Annotated in this window: 14 protein-coding genes; 4 read left to right on the forward strand and 10 right to left on the reverse strand. The window is 68.6% G+C overall.

Annotation, left to right across the window (positions count from 1 at the left end; all coding sequences use genetic code 11):
- Positions 1-98: 98 nt before the first annotated feature.
- Positions 99-2450 carry a hypothetical protein gene (locus AB0I38_RS27035; protein WP_358476524.1) on the reverse strand — a complete coding sequence of 784 codons (2352 nt, stop codon included), beginning with the start codon at positions 2448-2450 and terminating at the stop codon, positions 99-101.
- A 292-nt stretch (positions 2451-2742) separates the two neighbouring features.
- Here AB0I38_RS27035 and AB0I38_RS27040 point away from each other — a divergent pair, with 292 nt between their 5' ends.
- From AB0I38_RS27040 to AB0I38_RS27055, 4 genes are all read left to right on the forward strand, one after another.
- Positions 2743-6462, forward strand: coding sequence for a DUF4082 domain-containing protein (locus tag AB0I38_RS27040; protein ID WP_358476529.1), 3720 nt, complete (start codon positions 2743-2745; stop codon positions 6460-6462).
- Between the two features lie 81 nt (positions 6463-6543).
- Positions 6544-7536 (forward strand): glycosyltransferase family 2 protein, encoded by a 993-nt coding sequence (locus tag AB0I38_RS27045; RefSeq protein WP_358476546.1) that lies wholly within the window; start codon positions 6544-6546, stop codon positions 7534-7536.
- A gap of 176 nt (positions 7537-7712) precedes the next feature.
- Positions 7713-9065, forward strand: coding sequence for a nucleotide sugar dehydrogenase (locus AB0I38_RS27050; RefSeq protein ID WP_358476588.1), 1353 nt, complete (start codon positions 7713-7715; stop codon positions 9063-9065).
- 5 nt (positions 9066-9070) lie between these two features.
- Positions 9071-10057, forward strand: coding sequence for an NAD-dependent epimerase/dehydratase family protein (locus tag AB0I38_RS27055; protein ID WP_358476621.1), 987 nt, complete (start codon positions 9071-9073; stop codon positions 10055-10057).
- 70 nt (positions 10058-10127) lie between these two features.
- Here AB0I38_RS27055 and AB0I38_RS27060 read toward each other — a convergent pair whose 3' ends face one another.
- The 9 genes from AB0I38_RS27060 to AB0I38_RS27100 all read right to left on the reverse strand — a co-directional run bounded on the left by AB0I38_RS27060 (position 10128) and on the right by AB0I38_RS27100 (position 19676).
- Positions 10128-11117, reverse strand: a complete 990-nt coding sequence (locus AB0I38_RS27060) for a class I SAM-dependent methyltransferase (protein WP_358476633.1) — start codon at positions 11115-11117, stop codon at positions 10128-10130.
- Positions 11114-12109 (reverse strand): fatty acid desaturase family protein, encoded by a 996-nt coding sequence (locus tag AB0I38_RS27065; RefSeq protein WP_358476673.1) that lies wholly within the window; start codon positions 12107-12109, stop codon positions 11114-11116. The genes AB0I38_RS27060 and AB0I38_RS27065 overlap by 4 nt, the downstream gene beginning before the upstream one ends.
- Before the next feature lie 83 nt (positions 12110-12192).
- A complete protein-coding gene (locus AB0I38_RS27070) occupies positions 12193-14166 on the reverse strand; it encodes a DUF4082 domain-containing protein (RefSeq protein WP_358476705.1) in 1974 nt (657 codons plus the stop codon).
- 201 nt (positions 14167-14367) lie between these two features.
- On the reverse strand, positions 14368-15096 hold the full coding sequence (locus tag AB0I38_RS27075; RefSeq protein WP_358476716.1) for a class I SAM-dependent methyltransferase: 729 nt from the start codon (positions 15094-15096) through the stop codon (positions 14368-14370).
- 77 nt (positions 15097-15173) lie between these two features.
- Complete coding sequence (locus tag AB0I38_RS27080; protein WP_358476727.1) at positions 15174-16241, reverse strand: glucose-1-phosphate thymidylyltransferase; 1068 nt, start codon at positions 16239-16241, stop codon at positions 15174-15176.
- A gap of 78 nt (positions 16242-16319) precedes the next feature.
- Positions 16320-16811, reverse strand: coding sequence for a GtrA family protein (locus AB0I38_RS27085; protein WP_358476733.1), 492 nt, complete (start codon positions 16809-16811; stop codon positions 16320-16322).
- 41 nt (positions 16812-16852) lie between these two features.
- Entirely contained in the window at positions 16853-17626 is a 774-nt protein-coding gene (locus AB0I38_RS27090; RefSeq protein ID WP_358476748.1) for a GNAT family N-acetyltransferase, read from the reverse strand.
- Positions 17626-18780, reverse strand: coding sequence for a dTDP-4-amino-4,6-dideoxygalactose transaminase (gene rffA / locus AB0I38_RS27095; RefSeq protein WP_358476764.1), 1155 nt, complete (start codon positions 18778-18780; stop codon positions 17626-17628). The genes AB0I38_RS27090 and rffA overlap by 1 nt, the downstream gene beginning before the upstream one ends.
- A gap of 95 nt (positions 18781-18875) precedes the next feature.
- Entirely contained in the window at positions 18876-19676 is an 801-nt protein-coding gene (locus AB0I38_RS27100) for a hypothetical protein (protein ID WP_358476775.1), read from the reverse strand.
- Positions 19677-19686: the final 10 nt, after the last annotated feature.

The raw sequence follows: 19686 nt of genomic DNA on the forward strand, positions 1-19686 counted from the left end.
CACCAGCGTCATCATCGCGATTTGGACGGCCTACGGCGGTGGCGGCACTCCGGCGACAGCGGACATTGCACACTTCTGTCCCCGGCATTGCCACGCGATCAAGAAGCCGGCGGCTCAGCTCCGGGCAGTTCGTAGACGCTGTGCTCACCGGAGCTGAACCGGAGCCTGGCGAAGGGCCAGAGCCGGGCGCCCGGCTTCATCCGGCTCTCGTCCACGAACAGCCACCGCACTCCGTAGCGCTCGCGCAGGTGCCGGACGGCGTCCGGGGAGGGCTCCTGGAAGACCGCGTCATTGGCCCGCAGCCGATCGAGGTCCCAGTACGCGCGGTGCGGCGCGACCTCGCCGGGACGCCACCTGTCCATGTTCGCCGCCGTGTAGGCCCACCCCTCGACCAGGACCCGCCGTTCGCTCAGCGCGCTCGTCCAGAACGTACGGCTGTCGCACGGACTTTCGAACCCCCGGCGGCAGTGCGTGTTCGTCGCGACGAGGTCATCGGGGTGCGAATGGGCCCGCAGCCACCGCCCGGCGGCGAGGGCGCCCCGTGGAGCGTCCGCGTTCGGCCTGCGGTGCGGGGCGGCGGCCACCGGGCTCGTGGCGGCGCCGGGCAGCAGATGGCCGAGCCAGGCGGCCGGTGTCCCGGCGGCCGTGACCATGCAGAGCACCAGGGCGCAGGTACGGCGCCCGCTCTGGCGCGCGACCCGCAGCACCACGACCGCCACCAGCACCACGCCCAGCAGGGTGAGGTACGGCAGGTAGAGGACGACGCCGTCCCGTCCGGGCCCCAGGGGAACGGTGATGCCGAACAGCACCCGGACTGCCAGGGCGACGGCCACGCCTGCTCCGGCGGCGCACGCCATCGCCCTGAGCGTCGCCCCTGCCCTCCGGATCACGGTGGCGAGCCCGTACACCGCGACCATGGCGAGGTAGGGGTAGAACGCCTGCAGGAAGTAGCCCTGTGACAGGTGCGCGTGGCCGAGCAGGAGCGCCGCCCCGAGCCCGGCGGCGCTCATGCCGAGCACCAGCACCACGGGGGGCCGTACGAGGAGGCGGGGCCGGCTCAGCAGCCCGAGCACCCCGCACCAGGCGATCATCGCGCAGAGCAGGCACAGCAGGGCGGCCCCGAGCATCGACTGCCACGGGACCTCCGCGGTCCCGCCGAGGCCGTTCAGGTTTCTCCAGGTCACCCTGACGATCGACAGCGGATCGACCACGATGCCCTGCCGGGCGCCGCCGAAGAGCACGAACTGCGCGAAGAGGAGACACCCGGTCGTCAGTCCGAGCACGGCCAGGGCCTGCCGGGGCAGCCGCCACCACTTGACCGTCTCGACCGCCACGACGGCCAGGAGTCCCGCCGCGAGGAGCGGCAGGTAGGTGGCCTTCGCCCCCATGACCGCCACGATCATGATCGTCATGAGCACCCACCAGCCCCGGCTCGGCCGCCGGTTCCCGAGGAGGTCGAGGAGCAGGAGCATGACGGGGGCGAACAGCAGGGCCGCGAAGGTCTGGGTCGGGCTCGCCCACGAGTACACCGGTGGCCAGGTGAGCAGCCCAGAGACCGAGCCCGCGTACAGGCAGGGCGCCGCCACGAAGACCGTGCTCGCGACGGCGGCCAGCGCTCCCCTCCGCGAGCCGGTCAGGCGCCGCCCGACCATCGCCAGGAGGACGACGAACGCGGCCAGCATGGGCAGCACGGCGAGCCGGAAGAGGAGGATGATCGGTTCGATTCCGGTGATCCAGCCGGACGCCGCGAGATGCGCGTAGACGAACCAGTGATACACGAGGGGCTCACCGGCGACGTAGGGCACCGTGGGCGGCACGTGGTGCTTCAGCTCACCGGCCAACGCCAGGTGGAAGGGCATGTCGACCGACGACGACAGCATCGCCGGCCAGGTGAGGGGCTGGATCCGGTAGAAGCCGGCGGCGACCAGCGCGATCAGGCAGATCACGATCAGCGCGATGCTCCACGCCCACCACAGAGGCACCCGGCCGGCGCGGCCGGTGCCCTTCCAGTACCCGCGCAACCGGGGGACGGCGATGAACAGCGCGTACGTGCCGAGTGGCCAGGCGACCACGAGCAGCGGCATGCCGAGTGCCCGGACCGGCAGGTAGGTCAGCACTTCCAGCGCGTAGCCGAGCGTCAGGCCGAGCGCGAGCTGCTCGGGTAGCGCGTGCGCGCGCCGGTACAGGACCCGGATCCACAGCAGGCCGGGGAGCGCGAGGCCCAGCGCCACGTAGAGGCCGAACACGGTCAGGTCTCGGACCGAGACGCCATGAAACCTCAGCACGCCCCCGGCGCAGGCGAGCACGGCCATCGCCGGCAGCCAGCGGGAGGCGCGCGCCGTCCACCGGGGCGGAGTGTCCGCCCGCTGGGGCGGCGCCTCCAGCGCACCGGGCGCCGGCACGGATGCCGACGAGGTCGGGGAACGCGGAAAGGGCGGGGCATCGGCCATGCGCGCAAGCTTGGCGACGCTTCCCCGCCCCGCGTGACTCGCATGCCCTAGCGGTGCGATGTCCTTGCGACTGCTTTGCCGCGCTTTCAGCCTGCCCAGCAAGCTTTACGGCAAAGGCGTGCACACCTGCGCAATTTAAATAATTCCCCCGACACGCCCATCCCATATCTAGCAATGCCATTGGCCGCTCTGCGCGATCACCGTCCGAATTCGTCCGTACTCTGCGTCCAAGGCGTAAACACATCGCCTTTGCTCCGTTATTACCCAGCAAACACGCTCTTAGGGGTTCCACATGCCCGACGGCAAGGAGAAGATCGGCCCGAGACGGCGCTCGGTTCGCATGGCGCTGACCCTCGTTGGGGGAGTCGCCCTCCTGGCCGCCCTGCTCTGGACCGCTTGGACACTGACGCCCCTGCCCAGCGGCTCGCAACCGATCGACCCCCTGATGTCTCCCGTCTCCGTGGAGTCGAGCACGACCGTGCGAAGCGCCGGCTCCACCGTCCAGCTCAATCAGGTGCCGGACCATGTCGTCCAAGCGGTCCTCACCGCCGAGAACGGGGCGCCCGCCTCGGAGCACGGCGTGACCATGGAAGGGCTGGCCCGGGGGCTCTGGTTCGGGCTCACCGGGCGGGCCGGCCGCGACTCCGCGATCACCCAGAGGATGGTGCGCAACCACCACCCGCAGGAGAGCTCCTTCTTCCGCCGGCTCGGCGACCTCGTGGTCGGCGCCAAGGTGGAGCTGTCGCGATCGCGTGAGTGGGTGCTGGAGAGATACCTCAACGTGCTCGACCTGGGCCGAGGGCCCGAGGGGATCCAGGCCGGGGCGCGGGCGTACTTCGGCAAGGACGTCCAGGAGCTCACCGTGTCCGAGGGCGCCTACCTGGCCGCGGCGATCCGGCACCCGGACGAGGCCGGCGGCCCCGCGCCCGAACCGATCGCGGGCCCGCGCGCCCGCTGGCGTGCGGTGATCGACAGCCTGCACCGGGCGGGCACCCTCACGAAGGCCCAGGCCGCGGTGCAGCGTTTCCCGAAGATCAGCGCCGAGCGGGCGCCCTCCGGCGACGGCGCCGCACGCGCGCCCGCTCGCCCCATGAGCTCACCCGCACGCTCCGATCGCGAGACCCGGCCGTCGGACGGCACCGGTCCTAGGGTCGTCGCCGCCGTCGGCGGCACCGCGCGCCAGGCGGTCGCCTCGGCGCTGCCCGCGCCGGCCTCGGGCCCCAAGGGCCCCCGCCGGGCACGGCAGGCGTGCCCGCCCGGTTCGATCATCTGCGAGGAGAACGAACTGCCCGGGAACCCGCCCAGCGAGTGGGACGTGGGCGGGTCCGGCAGCCCCGACATCCAGGGCTATCCCACCCAGATCAGCGTCAACCACGGGGAGACCATCGAGTTCAAGGTGAAGACCCCGGCGACGGACTACCGCCTGGACATCTACCGCATCGGCTACTACGGCGGCATGGGGGGCAGGTACATGGCCACGGTCCAGCCGTCGGCCACCCTGCCGCAGACGCAGCCGGACTGCGTGAACGAGGCCTCGACCGGGCTGGTCGACTGCGGCAACTGGGCGGTGTCCGCTTCCTGGGCGGTGCCCGCCACGGCCGTCACGGGCGTCTACATCGGCAAGCTGGTGCGCGAGGACGGCCCTGCCGCCGCCAGCCAGGTCATCTTCGTCGTCCGGGACGACGCCCGCCCGTCGGACCTGCTGTTCAAGACCTCCGACACGACCTGGCAGGCGTACAACAGGTACGGCGGAAACAGTCTGTACTTCGGCAGTCCCGCGAACCGCGCGTACAAGGTCAGTTACAACCGGCCCATCAATACGCGGGGGCTCGAGAACGGGCCGCCGAACTACTTCTTCAACTCCGAATACCCCATGATCCGCTGGCTGGAGGCCAACGCCTACGACGTCGGCTACATCTCCAGCATCGACGCCTCGGTCCGGCCCGCCGACCTGCTCGACCACGAGGTGCTGCTGTCCGTCGGCCACGACGAATACTGGTCCGACCAGATGTGGGACAACTTCACCGCGGCCCGCGACGACGGCGTGGACCTCGCCTTCTTCTCAGCCAACGAGGTCTTCTGGAAGATCCGCTGGGAGGACAGCATCGACGGGACGAGCACCCCCTTCCGCACGATGACCTGTTTCAAGGAGACGATCGCCAACGCCAAGATAGATCCCAGCCCGCAGTGGACGGGCACCTGGCGTGACCCGCGATTCTCCCCGCCGTCCAACGGCGGCCGGCCCGAGAACCAACTGACCGGCACCCTGTACATCATCAACGCCATAGTCAACGACGCGATGCAGGTGCCGTCCGAGTTCGCGGCCATGCGGCTGTGGCGCAACACCTCGATCGCGAATCTGCAGCCCGGCCAGGTCGCCACCTTCCCCGCCGGGACGCTCGGCTTCGAGTGGGACAACACGCCGGACAACGGCTTCGCTCCCCCAGGCCAGGCGCGATTCTCACGGACGACCCTGAGCTATACCAACAAGTATCTGCTCGACTACGGCAGCACCTACGGCGCCGGCACCGCGACGCACCACCTCACTCTCTACCAGCAGGCCGGCGGCGGCGGAATGGTGTTCGGGACCGGAACCATTCAGTGGATGTGGGGACTGGACGCCAACCATGACCGGGCCGGCAGCCCCACCGACATCCGCATGCAGCAGGCGACCGTCAATCTCTTCGCGGACATGGGCGCGCAGCCGGCGACTCTCCAGCCAGGGCTGGTCCCGGCGACTCCGTCCACCGACACGGCGCCCCCCACCTCGGCCATCGCCACACCGGAGAACAACTCCACCGTGCTGACCAGCGCACCCATCACCATCTCCGGCACGACGTCCGACACCGGGGGCGGCGTCGTCGCGGGCGTCGAGGTCTCCGTCGACGGCGGCACCATCTGGCAGCAGGCCACCGGACTCACCTCCTGGCAGTACGACTGGGTGCCCGGAACCGTCGGGGAGACGACGATCATGTCCCGGGCGGTGGACGACATCGGCAACCTCCAGACCAGCCTGCCTTCGCGCACCGTCACGGTCGTCGCGACCTGCCCATGCACCATGTGGCCCTCGACCACCGTGCCCGCGGTCGTCTCACAGCCCGATGCCAGGGCCGTGGAGTTGGGCGTGAAGTTCACCGCCTCCCAGGAGGGCGCCATCTCGGGCATCAGGTTCTACAAGGGCTCCCTCAACACGGGGACGCACCTCGGCAACCTGTGGAGCAACACGGGTCAACTCCTGGCCCAGGCGACCTTCGCCAACGAGACGGGAACCGGCTGGCAGCAGGTGAAGTTCGCCACGCCCGTGCAGGTGACTCCCGGCACGACGTACATCGCCTCCTACTTCGCGCCCAACGGCGGATTCGCGTTCAACACCGACTACTTCACGTCGGACTACGTGAGGGGCCCGCTCACCGCTCCCGCGAGCGGCGGCTCTGGAGGCAACGGCGTCTACAGGTACGGCGCCGCCAGCGGTTTCCCGACGAACACGTACCGGTCGTCCAACTACTGGGTCGACGTGGTGTTCGCTCCGACGAGCATCTGGCCGAGCACCGCGGTGCCCGCGGTGGAGTCCGCCACGGACGCCAGGCCCGTCGTGCTCGGCGTGCGGTTCCGGTCGTACGTGCCGGGGACCATCAGGGGCATCCGTTTCTACAAGGGTCCGCAGAACACGGGCCCTCACCTCGGGAGCCTGTGGACGAACCCCGGTCAGTTGCTCGCGAGCGCGACCTTCACCAACGAGACGGCGTCCGGATGGCAGGAGGTGCTGTTCAGCACACCCATCCACATCAACGCCAACACCACCTATATCGCCTCCTATCACACGACTGCTGGGCACTTCTCGTACAACCAGAACTACTTCACCACGTCGGAGTACGCCAATCCCCCGCTCAGGGCCCTGGTGAGCGGCGTGCAGGGCAACGGCGTGTACAGGTACAGCTCCGACAACAAATGGCCGACCGAGACCTATCGGAACAGCAACTACTGGGTCGACGTGGTGTTCAACGCCGACTGAAACAAGGGGGTGACCGGCGCCGCCGGTCACCCCCTTTCGCGTGAATGCTCCAGCAAGCCGCAGAAAACAGTCGGAGGATCGATGTCGGAGTCAGTGTCGGTGGTCATCCCGTGTTACCGATCAGCGCGGACTCTTCCGATGCTGGTGCCCAGACTCGTCTCCGTCCTGCGCGAGCTCTCCGTCCGGCACGAGGTGATCCTCGTCGTCGACGGAGGTCCAGAAGACACCTGGTCGGCCGCCGCCGATCTGGCCCGCCAGGTGGAGGGCGTCCGGGCGATCCATCTGTCCCGCAACTACGGCCAGCACAACGCGCTGGTCGCCGGCATCAGGGAAGCGCAGTTCCAGGTCGTCGTCACGATGGACGACGACCTGCAGCATCTCCCCGAGGAGATCCCCCACCTGCTGGCCGCGCTGGAGCGCGATCACCTCGACCTGGTCTATGGGGTGCCGCACGTGGAGGAGCACGGATTCCTGAGAAGCCTCGCGTCCCGCTCCGTGAAGGCCGGCATGTCCGCCGCGCTGGACATCCGCTCCGCCCGCAAGATCAGCGCCTTCCGCGCCTTCCGGACCCACCTCCGTGACGGTTTCGAGGGGCTGTCCGGCCCCCACGCCTCCATCGACGTGGCCCTGTCCTGGGCCACCACGAGGGTCGGCTCGTCGCAGGTGCACATGAGCCACCGTGAGCACGGACGATCCAACTACTCGCTGCGCCTGCTGATCCGGCACACGGCGAACATGGTGCTGGGATACAGCTCTGCTCCTCTCCGTCTGGCCAGTTACCTGGGATTCCTCGTCGGCACGCTCGGCCTGCTTCTGGGCGGCGCCGTCCTGTGGCGCTTCGCCACAGGAGGCACGACGGTGGCCGGATTCACCACGGTCGCCTCGATGGTCGCGCTGTTCTCGGCCGCGCAGTTGATTTCCATCGGAGTTCTCGGCGAATACATCGGTCGCATTCACGGCAGTGGGATGGGACGCCCGACATACGTCGTGCGGGAGCGGGCCGGATCGTCCGCCTCCTTCGAGGTGCCCCGGCAGAGCAGTGGAGCGGGCGCACCCGCGCACAACAACCCCTAGCGCCGATCTTCAGCAGATCTTCACCAATGGGCCAATCTCTCGCCCGCGAATCGGCCCGGACGCGCGCCGCCCCCGTTCGGCCACGACAGCGCGGTCTAAACAGGAAAAGAGAAACACGAGATCAGCCACGCCGAATCACGTCAGGTTCGGCAAAGAACTCGTCGAATGGAGTGAGTGTGCGTTTCCTGCCCGCTCGGGAAAACATAACGGCCGGGGTGATCGGCCTGGGATACGTCGGATCCTGTATAGCCGCGATTCTCGCCGACAACGGCATCCAGGTGATCGGAGTGGATACCGACGCCTCGCTCGTCGAGGAGCTGAGCCGCGGCCATTGCCGGTTCAGCGAAGCAGGGTTGCCCGAACTCGTGTCCCGCTTCGCCGGCACACCGAGGCTGCGGATCACGACGGACTACGAGGCGATGGCGTCCGCCGACGTCGTCATCGTCACGGTCGGCACGCCCATCCGCGACAAGGGCGTGCTGATGGACCTTCAGCTGAGAAGCGCCTGCGAGGATGTGAGCCGGTGCCTCCGCCCTGGCCAGTTGCTGGTCTTCAAGAGCACCGTCCCAGCGGGGATGACCCGCGAGTTCGTCGTTCCCCTGCTCGAGAACTCGGGGCTGAGGTGCGGCACCGACTTCGGCCTCGCGTTCTGCCCGGAGCGGCTGTCCGAGGGAAACGCGCTGAGCGAGCTCCGCAGCTTCCCCATCGTCGTGGGCGGATGGTGCGACGACAGCACCGAGGCCGCGGCGGCATTCTGGCAGCGTGGCCTCGGCGTCGAAGTGATCCGTTGCGCTTCTCTGGAAACGGCGGAAATGGTCAAGCTCGCCGACAACTGGTGGATCGATCACAACATCGCGATGGCCAACGAGCTCGCCAAGGTGTGCGGCGCGCTCGACGTCGACGTGCTCGACGTGATCTCCGCGGCGAACTCGATCAAGAAGGGCAGCGGGAGCGTCAACATCCTGTTGCCGAGTGTCGGGGTCGGCGGCTCATGCCTGACGAAGGACCCGTGGATGGTGTGGCGCTCTGCCCGTGACCACGGCGTCGACCTCGTCACGATCCCGGCCGCGCGGGAGGTGAACGACGGTATGCCCCTCTACACCTTCCGCCTCATCGAGGACGAGCTGGCCAAGCTCGGCCGGTCCCCGTCCGGGGCGAAGGTCGCGGTGCTGGGGCTGGCGTTCAAGAACAACACCGGAGACCTGCGGGCGACGCCCACCCAGCCCGTCGTCGCGGCGCTGCGGGAAGCGGGAGCGCTCGTCACCCTCTTCGATCCGCTGGTGGACGACGACGAGGCCGAGAAGACCTTCGGGCTGCGGCCGGTCGCCTCACTCGAAGAGGCGGTAAGGGGCGCCGACTGCCTGGCGGTTCTCGCCTGGCACAGGCAGTTCGAAGCCCTGGACTTCGCGGAACTCCGCCAGTGGGCCGCCGCGTCGTGCGCGGTGGTCGACGGGCGCGCCTACTACTCCCGCGAGACGATCACGCGGCTGCGGCGGCTGGGGTTCGCCTATCGCGGGATCGGACGGTAGACGCCATGGCTCGTGTCGTCGTCACAGGCGGTGGCGGGTTCGTGGGGAGCCATCTCGTCGAGCGGCTCGCGGCGGAGGGCAACGAGGTGACGGTCTTCGACCACGCCGAACCGCCGAGCGGTCAGCTCGCCAGCGCGGTCGCGCCCCGATACGTCACGGGCGACATCCGGGATCAGTCCCGGCTTGCCGAGGCCATCACACCGGGGGTGGAGGTCGTGTACCACCTCGCCGCCGTCGTGGGTGTCGACCGGTACCTTGACCAGCCGCTGGATGTCATCGACATCAACCTGTCGGGGACGAGGAACGCGCTCGAACTCGCGGAGCGGGCCGGGGCGAAGGTCGTCGTCGCCAGCACGAGCGAGGTCTTCGGCAAGAACCCGGCGGTTCCCTGGTCGGAGAACGACGATCGGGTGCTGGGCAGCACGGCCACCGACAGGTGGAGTTACTCCTCCAGCAAGGCGCTGGCCGAGCATCTCACGTTCGGCTTCATCCGGCAGCGCGGCCTGAAGGCGACGATCGTGCGCTACTTCAACGTGTACGGCCCGCGCCAACGGCCCGCGTTCGTCATCAGCCGGACGATCCACCGGGCACTCCACGGTCTCGCCCCTGTCGTCTACGACGACGGCGGCCAGACCCGGTGCTTCACGTTCGTCGACGACGCCATCACCGCCACCGTGCTGGCCGGGTCGACCGAGAAGGCCGACGGCGAATGTTTCAACATCGGCAGCTCGGACGAGACGACGGTCCGGGAGGCGGTGCGGCTCGCCGTCGAACTCGCGGGAGGAGAATCGACGGCCATTCCCGTCGACATGCGCGAGCGCCTCGGCGAGCGTTACCAGGATCTTCATCGGCGGATTCCCGACGCCACGAAGGCCTACCAGATGCTCGGCTGGCGCAGTTCGACCTCCCTTCGCGAAGGGCTCGCGCGGACGATCGAGTGGGCTCGGGCGAATCCCTGGTGGCTGGAGCAGGAGGACAGCGGACAGGTCTGATCGGCCTTGGCCGCTCGACGCCGCCCACACCCGATTCCCGGGCGTGGGCGGCGCTCCTGTCGTCGAGCGATCAGCGGTCGTCGGAAGCCGGTGCGGGAACGAGCTCGACGAACATCTGCGAGGGCCGTCCGCCAAGCCGCATGCGGACGAGGTCGAAGCCGGCGAAGCCGGCGGCGAGGAGCGGGAACAGCGGGTGCTGGGTCATCGGGCGCTCCGCGCAGACCCTCACCCATCCACGTCGGGCCAGCTGCGCCAGGATGCTGGTGCTCCAGAACGGCGCGCCCTGCGTGTAGGCGAACCGGCGCACGGCGAATCCACACCGGGTCGCGAGCCTCGTGAAGTTCTGCCGATCGAACAGCACCCAATGCCGCGGGCAGTGGTATCCACCCCAGTCGCGGTGCCGGAAAAGGCGGGCGTCGAGGCTGTCCATGTTGGGGGTCTTGATCAGGATCACGCCCTGCGGTGTGAGGTGGCGGCGGAGCGTCCTCAGCACCTCCCCCGGATCGCTGACGTGCTCGATCAGGTTGATGAGCAGGATGAGATCGAAGCGTCGCTCAGTGGCGAACTCCTCGACCCGCCCGCAGAAGAAGTGATGTCCCCTCGTCGCGGCCCGAGCCTGAGCGGCCGTGTCCAGATCGACCACCTGAGTGAACGTGACCCGCGGATCGATGTCCCGGATCACGTCGAGCTGCCAGCCGTCCCCGCCGCCCACGTCGAGGACCGCCAGGCCGTCACCGGACAACCCCGACAGGATCCGCCGAAGCCGCACGGCGTCGAGACGGTCCTTGATCCGGTGGACGAACGACTGCTCGTCGGAGGCGTAGGCGTAGTAGTTGGCCGGATAGATCTGCGCGAGCCGGTCGACCGGCATGGGGTCGAGGAACACGGCACCGCACCGCACGCACCGGTAGTAGTCGAACTCCTGGTCAGAGGTGTGATATTCGACGTCGCGGGCCCGCGCCCAGCGAACCGCTCCGCGCGCCTGGCACCCCGGGCACCGCGTGGTCGTGCCGGTGCCGTCTTCGCCCGGAGCCTCTCGCTCGATGGTGTGCTCGTTCATATCCTCTCCAGTTGCCGCCAAGCGCGGAAGTAGGAGGTCTGTCGCGCCCGAAGTATCGGCGCGATCTCGGTCTGCATGAGAAACCGCTCCACGTCTTTCAGCCGGGTGAAGGACACGCTGGGATCCCAGTGGTGCAGCAGATGACGGTTGAATCCCGCCGCTCCGAACAGGGCCGCGAAAACGCCGCCGCCGAACAGCCGGTTCACCGGCCCATGCGGGACGAGGCTGTAGTCGGCCAGGTCGTCGGCGAACTCACTGCGGTGTTCGAGCACCTGCCGGACGGTGTTGAGCAGCGGCAGGAAGACGAGTTGCCCCAGCGTCCAGGCGGCGGCGAGCACAACGGCTCCGCACCAGAGCGAGCACGCGACGATCGACGCGTTCACCGCGACGGAAAGGAGAAAGACCACGTCCAGGGAACCGCCGCGCCCGGCCTCGTCACCCGCGCGCGACTTACTTTTCACCAGCTTCCGATACCCGTTCAGCGCACGAATCAGGCGGATGCCGGTGATTCCTTCGACCAGGAAGCGCAGATTGAGCGGAAGGAAATAGCTGCGCTCCGGGTCACGCGTCGTTCCCAGATACCGATGGTGGTCGAAATGCACCTTTCGATACGCCTTTACATTCATGCCGACAAGGATGCCGACGCAGGCGTTCGTCACCGCATCACTCGCCCGGCGACTGGGCGCCAGATTGTAGTGGGCCCCTTCGTGCAGGTACGTCGTCAGATAGTGCAGACAGAAGCCGATCATCGCTCCCCCCGCGACGGCGAGAGCGCTCAGGCCCGGCCATCCGGCAACGACGACCTGCCCGAGAAAGGCCATCAGCGCCGCCGAAAGGAAAAGGGCCAGGTGCCCGCCGAACAGCGTGGTCCACACCATGCCCCAGCGAGGCGTGAGGGAGCGCCGGAAATCGACGTATCGCCTTCCCGAGGGATCGACAAGCGTGGAATGACGCACCGTGCCGATATCCAGAGCCGCGGTATCCACCCGCACGGCAGTCCCCCTTACACCAGAGCCTTTCTGGCACTCTAACCACAGGTGCGGGGATTTCGGGTGCTGCCGTGCGGGCGGCCCGGCTAACCGATGTCAAACAGTACGTCAACCCAATAGTTCGTGGCTTGGTAACTGCTTGTCGGGAACGTGTTCGTCGCACTGTAGGTGTAAACCCCGTTGCCGCCCTCGTCGCCGTTTTCGAGCGCGGTGAGCGGGAAATCGACCTCCGGCCCGACGAAGTCCTGCAGAGTGTACGAGAAACGTCCCGATGTCGTGTGATACGAGGCGATATAAGTAGTGTCGGCATTGATCGAGACAGGCGTTGAGAAGTAGGCCTGCTGCCACCCGAAGGCCGTCTCACCGGAGAACGTCACGTTCGCCAGCTGAGTGCCGCCGGTGGTCCACAGGCTCCCGACGTGGGTCCCGGTGTTCGGAGCGGCCTTGTAGAACCGGATGCCCCTGACGACCCCGTCCGTGGAGGACTGGAACTTGACCCCCACCACCACCGGACTGGTGGCGCCGACCGCGGTGGAGGCCGGCGTCGCCGTGTCCTCCCACACGGTCTCCGACGGCACGAACATCGGCGAGACCCAGTAGTTGGTGGCGCGGAAGGTGGCCGTCGGGAACGTGTTCGTGGCGCTGTAGGTGTATACGCCGTTCCCTCCTTGCCCCGGGGAGGCGAGAGCACGAAGGGGCGGGTTGCTGTACTCGGTGTTGAAGTACTGCAGGTCATACGAGAAACGCCCCGATGTCGTGTGATACGAGGCGATATAAGTGGTGTCGGCATTGATCGAGACAGGGGTTGAGAAGTTCGCCTGCTGCCATCCAGAGGCCGTCTCACCGGAGAACGTCACGTTCGCGAGCTGAGTGCCGCCGGTGGTCCACAGACTGCCGACATGGGGCCCGGTGTTCTGTGAGCCCTTGAAGAAACGGATGCCCGTGACGAACCCCGTCGTGTCGGCCCTGAACTTGACCCCCAGCGTGACCGGGTCGGTGGCGGTGTGATTGGCGACATCCGGAGTGACCGAGTTGGGCCACAGGCTGTTGGTCACCACCTGGACGACCCCGGGCGACGTGCTGGGAGCGAAATGAATGACCGCCTCACCGCTGAAGGTGTCTCCGCCCAAATAGACGGCCCTGATCTCGTGGTTTCCACCGCCCAGGGTGGAGATGACGAGCGTGGCGACGCCGTTCGCGTTCAGGAGGTCCGAGCCGAGGATGGTGGTCCCGTCCTTGAAGGCGACATCGCCCTGGGGCACGACCTCTCCGGAGACGGCGCTCACCGTGGCGGTCAGGGTGACCGCCTGCCCGCCTCGGGAGGGGTTGGGGGATGCGGTCATCGTCGTCTGCGTGGGCGGATCGTTGGGCACGGTGATGCGGGTGTTCGGCCCGGTGGTGGTGCCCTGCAGGATCACGCTGTTGGTGAGCGCCATGAGGCGGCCGTTGACGGCGGCGCCGGAATTGACCGTGACCGAGTCGTTCGCCAGCACGTTTCCCCGGAACGTGGCGTTCGTTCCGACCGTGGCCGTGCCGCTGAGCTGCCAGAAGACGTTGTCCGCCTGGGCGCCCTCCGTCAGGGTGACGTTGCTGACGGTCGCGGTGACGAGGGTCGACGCCTGCAAGACGAAGATCGCGTCCGGGTCGCTCTGCGCGTCGAGCGTGAGCACGCCGTTGATCTGGAAGGTGGTGCCCGACGACGGCCGGTAGACGCCTGGCGTCAGGGTCGTCCCGCCGAGCTGCGGGGCCACACTGGTGGCGGGGCCCCGCCCCGCGGCGTCGTTGTAGGCGGCGACCGCGGCTGCCTTGGCCGCCGCCGCGGCGGCGTCGCCCGCGTGGATGCCACCGCTCACCGTGCCCGGTGGGAAGCCTACGACCGAGTTGCCCGGGCTCACGCCCAGTTGCCCGGTGACCGTGGTGTTGTTCGTGTTGGTGACCGCGGAGCCCGCCAGAACCCCGAACGGCGCGGCGTCGCCGAGGGTGATGGGAGGCACAGCGCCGGCCGTGCCGGGCGTCACGACGACCGCGCCCATCGCGAGCGCGGTCGTGAGGACCATCATCAGTGCGGAGCGACGGGCGCTTCGCCGACGGGGACGCCCGGGACGCGGGAGGTGAAGGCGGATGAGCGGCGTATGACGGAGGCCGCCTGGCTGGCCGAGCGCGTGACGCGACCGGGCCGAGCCCGCGGCGTCAGACTGCTGAGGATGCTTCACATCACAGTGGTACTGCACAAGTCTACTTTCCGTAACTATATGAATGCGTTACGTTATGCTCACTGTCGGTAGGTGCGGCCGGTGAGCCCGCACGATGAGCGAGACACCCGGCAACGACTTCACCGGCAGATATCTCTCGGCCGTGATCACGGCCGAGAGGCCCGCGTTGACCAGGCTTGAGGTCTCCATCACGTCGGAGCCCGACGTGTGCTTCCTGCGCACGGCGACGACCGGCCTGAGCAGCACGTTCCAGCTCCAGAGCCGATCGAGGATCAGGCCCTGCCCCTTCAGCAGGGCGCGCAGGGTCTCGCGGGTGTACCTGCGGACGTGCCCCGACGCCACGTCGTGCGCCGACCAGAGCGCCATGTCGCACGGCACCGTGATCAACGCCGTTCCCCCCGGCCGGAGCACCCGCACGATCTCGCCGGCGGCCCGGTCGTCCTCTTCGATGTGCTCCAGCACGTCGAAGGCGAGAACGAGATCGAACCACCCGTCGGGCAGCGGCAGGTCCCGCGCGTCGGCGTGGATGGCCCGCAGGCCGCGCCCTTGGGCGAGCTCGACCGCGGTCTCGGAGTAGTCCGCGACCAGCGCGTCCCATCCGTGCCGGACGAGCACCCGGGTGTTGCCGCCTCCCGCCGCGCCGATGTCGAGCGCCCTGCCGGGCGCGCCGCGGCGGCGCAGCGCGCGTAGCTCGCGAGCGAGGATGGCGCGCCGCTCGCGGTACCACCAGTGGTGGTCCTCCAACTCCACCGTGCGGCGAATCTCGGTAGCCTCCATGGTCCCCTCCTTGATCAGGCGACGTCACCTGTGATGGTCGGTCGTCGTGACAGGCGGGCCCGACTCCGTCGGGCCGCTCACGCCTTCACCTGAACCCTGCTGTGGTCGCCGACCATGAGCTGATAGGTGTTGGGCACCGCATCGGCGCGGGTGACCTCGACGTTCCGGCCGATCAGTGAGTACGTGAGCCGGGAGACCCCCCTGATGGTGGAGTTCGGCAGCACGATGGCGTACTCGACCTCGGCGTCCTGCAGCACACAGCTCTCGCCGATCGAGGTGTAGGGGCCGATGTAGGAGTCGCTGATCCTCGCGTCGGCCCCGATCACCGCGGGCCCCCGGATCACCGAGTTCGCCACCGAGGCGCCGGGGTCGATGACGACGTTTCCGGTGATCTCGGAGCGCCCGTCCACGACCCCCCGGATGTCAGCGGTAATGGTCTCCAGGACGATCCGGTTGCACTCCAGCATGTCCTGGAGCCGCCCGGTGTCCTTCCAGTAGCCGCTGACGAAGTGGGAGTGAACGCTGTAGCCGTGATCGATGAGCCACTTGATCGCGTCGGTGATCTCCAGCTCGCCTCGCGCGGACGGGGTGATCGACCGCACCGCCTCGTGAATGGCCGGGGAGAAGGTGTAGACCCCGACGATGGCGAGGTCGCTGCGCGGATGCTCCGGCTTCTCCTCCAGCCGGAGGATCTCGCCGTCCGGCCCGAGCTCGGCGACCCCGTAGAACTGCGGCTCGGCCACCTTGGTGAGCAGGATCTGGGCGTCGTGGTCGGCCTGGCGGAAGGCGTCCACCAGATCGGCGATGCCTCCGACCAGGAAGTTGTCGCCGAGGTACATCACGAAAGGGTCGCCGGCGAGGAAGTCGCGGGCGATCAGGACGCAGTGCGCCAGGCCGAGCGGCGCCTCCTGCTGGATGTAGGTCACCTCGATGCCGAACCGCGAGCCGTCGCCGACGGCATCGCGCACCTCGGCCCCGGTGTCTCCGACGATGATGGCCACGCTGGTGATACCCGCGTCGCGGAGGGCCTCCAGCCCGTAGTACAGGACCGGCTTGTTCGCGACGGGCACCAGTTGTTTGGCCGAGGTATAGGTCAGCGGGCGAAGCCTCGTCCCCTTTCCACCCGCCAGAACGAGCGCCTTCATCGCTGCACGGAGTCCTTTCGCGAAGCGCGCATGGCCGCGGCGGCCATCCGTCCGCCCGAAACTATGCGCGACCGCCGGTCAACGGCTTTTCACCGCTCCGCCTCTTTGTTGAAGATTGTGCGGCGGGTTGCCGAACCCGAACGATCCACGATTACGAAAAGTCCACATCCGGTGGGCCCCATAGCTGACCGACAGCGTCATGACGATGATGAGCGCCTGGGCCAGGAGGATGGGAATCCCGGCGAGTTCCACGAGAATCGGCAGGCCGACGATGGAGGCCGTGAGGACGCTGAGTCCGACCGCGTAGAAGCGCAGGTAACCTACCAGCCAGGAGTCGCCGCAGCCGGGGAAGACGATCAGCCGGTACCACGGGTAGACGATCACCACGGTGACGAAATGGCCGGCCAGGACCACGCAGAGATAAGGCACCCGCTCGTCGAGCAGAAGAATCCCCGAGGCCACGATGCAGTAGTAAATCACGGCCGTCATGGCGCCACCCATCAGGTAGGTAACGCGGTGCCTGAAGCGTGAATTCGCGGCGCGGGTCTCCCGGCGTTCCAATCCGACCATGCCGAGAATTCTAAAGCGGCGGCTCGGAAATCAACGGGATATCAGGGCTCGTCCGCGCACAGGAGTCGCGTCCTTACCAGATGAACGGTCAGGAGCGCCTGCACCGGCACGAATCCGTACCTCGCCCATGCTTTCTGCACCCGCGTGTTGTGCCCCTGGGTGGAAATGACGACCTCCTGCGCCCCGCGGACCAGGACGTGCTCCTCGACCGCCCTGAGCAGGTGGGCGTACAGGCCGCGGCCCTGCGCGGCGGAGACCATCCCGGCGAGCAGGATCTCCGTCCTCGGTCCGTCGTCCGCCAGCGTGGCGATCCCGAGCACCCGGGACTCGTCGCTCAGGGCCAGGCAGCTCCCCTCGGCGGCGGACCGCAGCGCCCAGTCCTGGTAGCCCTCCAGCGCCGCGGCGGCGGCGAAGAGCGGGTTGGCCAGGTAGTGGTTTCCGTACGCGGCGAAGATGTCGGCCACCAGCGCCTCGACCACGGCCGGGCTGTTCAGCGCGGCCACGCGGAGCTCCGGCGACGGCCGCGGCGGGCGCCCCTCCCCCGCGCGCAGGCGCCAGTACATCAGGCAGTCGGCGAACAGGGCCGTCCTGCCGAGTCCGGTCAGCTCGGCGAACCATCCGACATGTTCGGCGGGATACCGCAGCACGACGACGTCCGCCGAGGAAGCCAGGACGGCCTCGCGCACCTCCCGCGGCGTGGCGCCCGCGCCGGCCGCGACGGTCAGACGCTCCACCGAGCAGCCGAACCGGGCCGATTCGAGCGGAGACTCCTGGGCTCGTACGGCCCGCGGCTCGATCACGTCACACCAGGCCATCAGCTCACCTCGTAACTGCGAACCGCGTCGATGACATGCGCCAGGTCGTCCTCGCCGAGGTCGGCGAAGAGCGGCAGCCTCACCAGCCGGTCGGCGACCTGCTCCGTGACCGGGCAGCCGCCGGGTGCCTGCCTCCCGTACCTCAGCCCGGCGGGCGCGGAGTGCAGCGGCTGGTAGTGGAAGACCGCCTGCACGCCGCGCGCCGCGAGGTGGGCGATGAACGCCTGGCGGTTCGCGAGATCAGGAAGGAGCAGATGGTACAGGTGGGCCGGGTGGTCGCAGCCGTCCGGGATCACCGGCTGAGAGATCCGGTTGCCCGCGGCCCAGTCGGCCAGTCCCTCGTGGTACGCCTGCCACACCACGCGGCGCCGGAGCTGGGTCGTGCCGAAGGACTCCAGTTGCGAGGTCAGCTGCGCGGCCAGGAGGTCGGCGGGCAGATAGCTGGAGCCGATGTCGACCCACCGATACTTGTCCACCTGCCCGCGGAAGTACCTGCCGCGGTCGGTGCCCTTCTCCCGGATGATCTCGGCTCGCTCCGCGAGCCCGGGATCGTTGAGGAGCAGCGCGCCGCCCTCCCCGCACTGGACGTTCTTGGTCTCGTGGAAGCTCTGCGCGGCCATGGCGCCGAACGACCCGAGGGTCCGGCCCCGGTAGGCGGCCCCCAGACCGTGCGCGTTGTCCTCGATGAGCGCGAGGCCGTGCTCCTCGGCGAGTTCGCCGATGACCTCCATCGCGCAGCCGACGCCGGCGTAGTGAACGACCACGACGGCGCGAGTGCGGTCGGTGATGGCAGCCTCGACGAGGCGCTCGTCGAGGTTCAGCGTGTCCGGCCGGCAGTCGACGAACACCGGAACCGCCCCGCGCAGCGCGTACGCGTTGGCCGTCGACATGAACGTGAACGACGGCATGATCACCTCATCGCCCGGCCGCAGGTCGAGCAGGATCGCCGACATTTCCAGCGCGTGTGTGCAGGACGTCGTCAGCAGCACCTGGCGCGACCCGGTCAGCTTGCTCAGCAGTTCCGAGGCCCGGTGCGTGAACGGCCCGTCGCCGCAGGATCGTCCGTGGCGGACGACCTCGGCGATGTAGTCCAGCTCGCTCTCCGAGACGTGCGGCCGGTTGAAGGGAACGGTTCTCAGTCCGGTTGTGCTCACGGCCGCAGTGAACACCGGCGGAGTCCGTGGGTCCGCGCAGAACTCACCGCGCGTGTACGAGCCGTGGCGCAAGTCTTACCGGCGGCCGACCGCCGTCAGGCCGACGGCGGGGTGATGAAGGCGAACGGGGCACAGTAGGCGACCCCCCACGCCGGACCCGCGGGCGGCACCTCATCGGTCAGCCGGCAGGTGGTCTGTTTGAGGAGGCCGTCCGAGGTCGCCACGGTGACCAGCAGTGCGTTGAGCGGCACGGCTTCGGTCAGTGAGACGCCGATCACCCCCTGGGGATATCCGCCCACCTTCTCCAAGCTGTGCCATCCCCCCGCCGCGCCGGTGCGAGGGTCCCTGATCCACGTCGTGCCGCCTGTCGCGTACGCGGTGAAATTCGTGTCGTACGGCGCGAAGGTGAGCGAGACGAGCGTCGTGTCGACGCTCGTGGCGGCGCCATTGCCGCCGGGAGGACCGGGAGGACCGGGAGGTCCGGGCAACCCCCTGGGCCCGGGCGGGCCGACCGGCCCGCGTGCCCCTTCCGCCCCGGTCTCGCCCTGTTCTCCCCGTTCTCCCTGTTCCCCTTGCTCACCCGGCGGTCCTTCGAACCCGCGCGGTCCTGCCGGGCCCTGCTCGCCCTGCTCACCCTGGTCACCCTGCTCGCCCTGCGGTCCTTCGAGCCCGCGCGATCCCTCCTGGCCGCGCGGCCCCTGAGGACCACGCCGTGCCCGTACGCACCGCGTGAGTCGGCAGCCGCAGCGCTTCCTCTGGCAGTGCGCGTGCGTGGCGGCGGGACGGCTGTCTCTGATCACCTGCTCGCTGGTGGCCGTGCCGGCCGCGGCCGGATCCGGCCCGGGCAGCCCCCAGGCCGCACTGGCCAAGGTCAGCGCGAGCGCCGGTGTCGTCATCCCACGAATC

The organism is Nonomuraea cavernae (genome assembly GCF_040655715.1).
GTDB lineage: Bacteria > Actinomycetota > Actinomycetes > Streptosporangiales > Streptosporangiaceae > Nonomuraea > Nonomuraea cavernae_A.

Coding starts and splice junctions, on each gene's coding strand:
- AB0I38_RS27035 (WP_358476524.1), bottom strand. CDS start 2,450: ATGGCCGATGCCCCGCCCTTTCCGCGTTCCCCGACCTCGTCGGCATCC.
- AB0I38_RS27040 (WP_358476529.1), top strand. CDS start 2,743: ATGCCCGACGGCAAGGAGAAGATCGGCCCGAGACGGCGCTCGGTTCGC.
- AB0I38_RS27045 (WP_358476546.1), top strand. CDS start 6,544: ATGTCGGAGTCAGTGTCGGTGGTCATCCCGTGTTACCGATCAGCGCGG.
- AB0I38_RS27055 (WP_358476621.1), top strand. CDS start 9,071: ATGGCTCGTGTCGTCGTCACAGGCGGTGGCGGGTTCGTGGGGAGCCAT.
- AB0I38_RS27060 (WP_358476633.1), bottom strand. CDS start 11,117: ATGAACGAGCACACCATCGAGCGAGAGGCTCCGGGCGAAGACGGCACC.
- AB0I38_RS27070 (WP_358476705.1), bottom strand. CDS start 14,166: ATGATGGTCCTCACGACCGCGCTCGCGATGGGCGCGGTCGTCGTGACG.
- AB0I38_RS27075 (WP_358476716.1), bottom strand. CDS start 15,096: ATGGAGGCTACCGAGATTCGCCGCACGGTGGAGTTGGAGGACCACCAC.
- AB0I38_RS27080 (WP_358476727.1), bottom strand. CDS start 16,241: ATGAAGGCGCTCGTTCTGGCGGGTGGAAAGGGGACGAGGCTTCGCCCG.
- AB0I38_RS27085 (WP_358476733.1), bottom strand. CDS start 16,811: ATGGTCGGATTGGAACGCCGGGAGACCCGCGCCGCGAATTCACGCTTC.
- AB0I38_RS27090 (WP_358476748.1), bottom strand. CDS start 17,626: ATGGCCTGGTGTGACGTGATCGAGCCGCGGGCCGTACGAGCCCAGGAG.
- AB0I38_RS27100 (WP_358476775.1), bottom strand. CDS start 19,676: ATGACGACACCGGCGCTCGCGCTGACCTTGGCCAGTGCGGCCTGGGGG.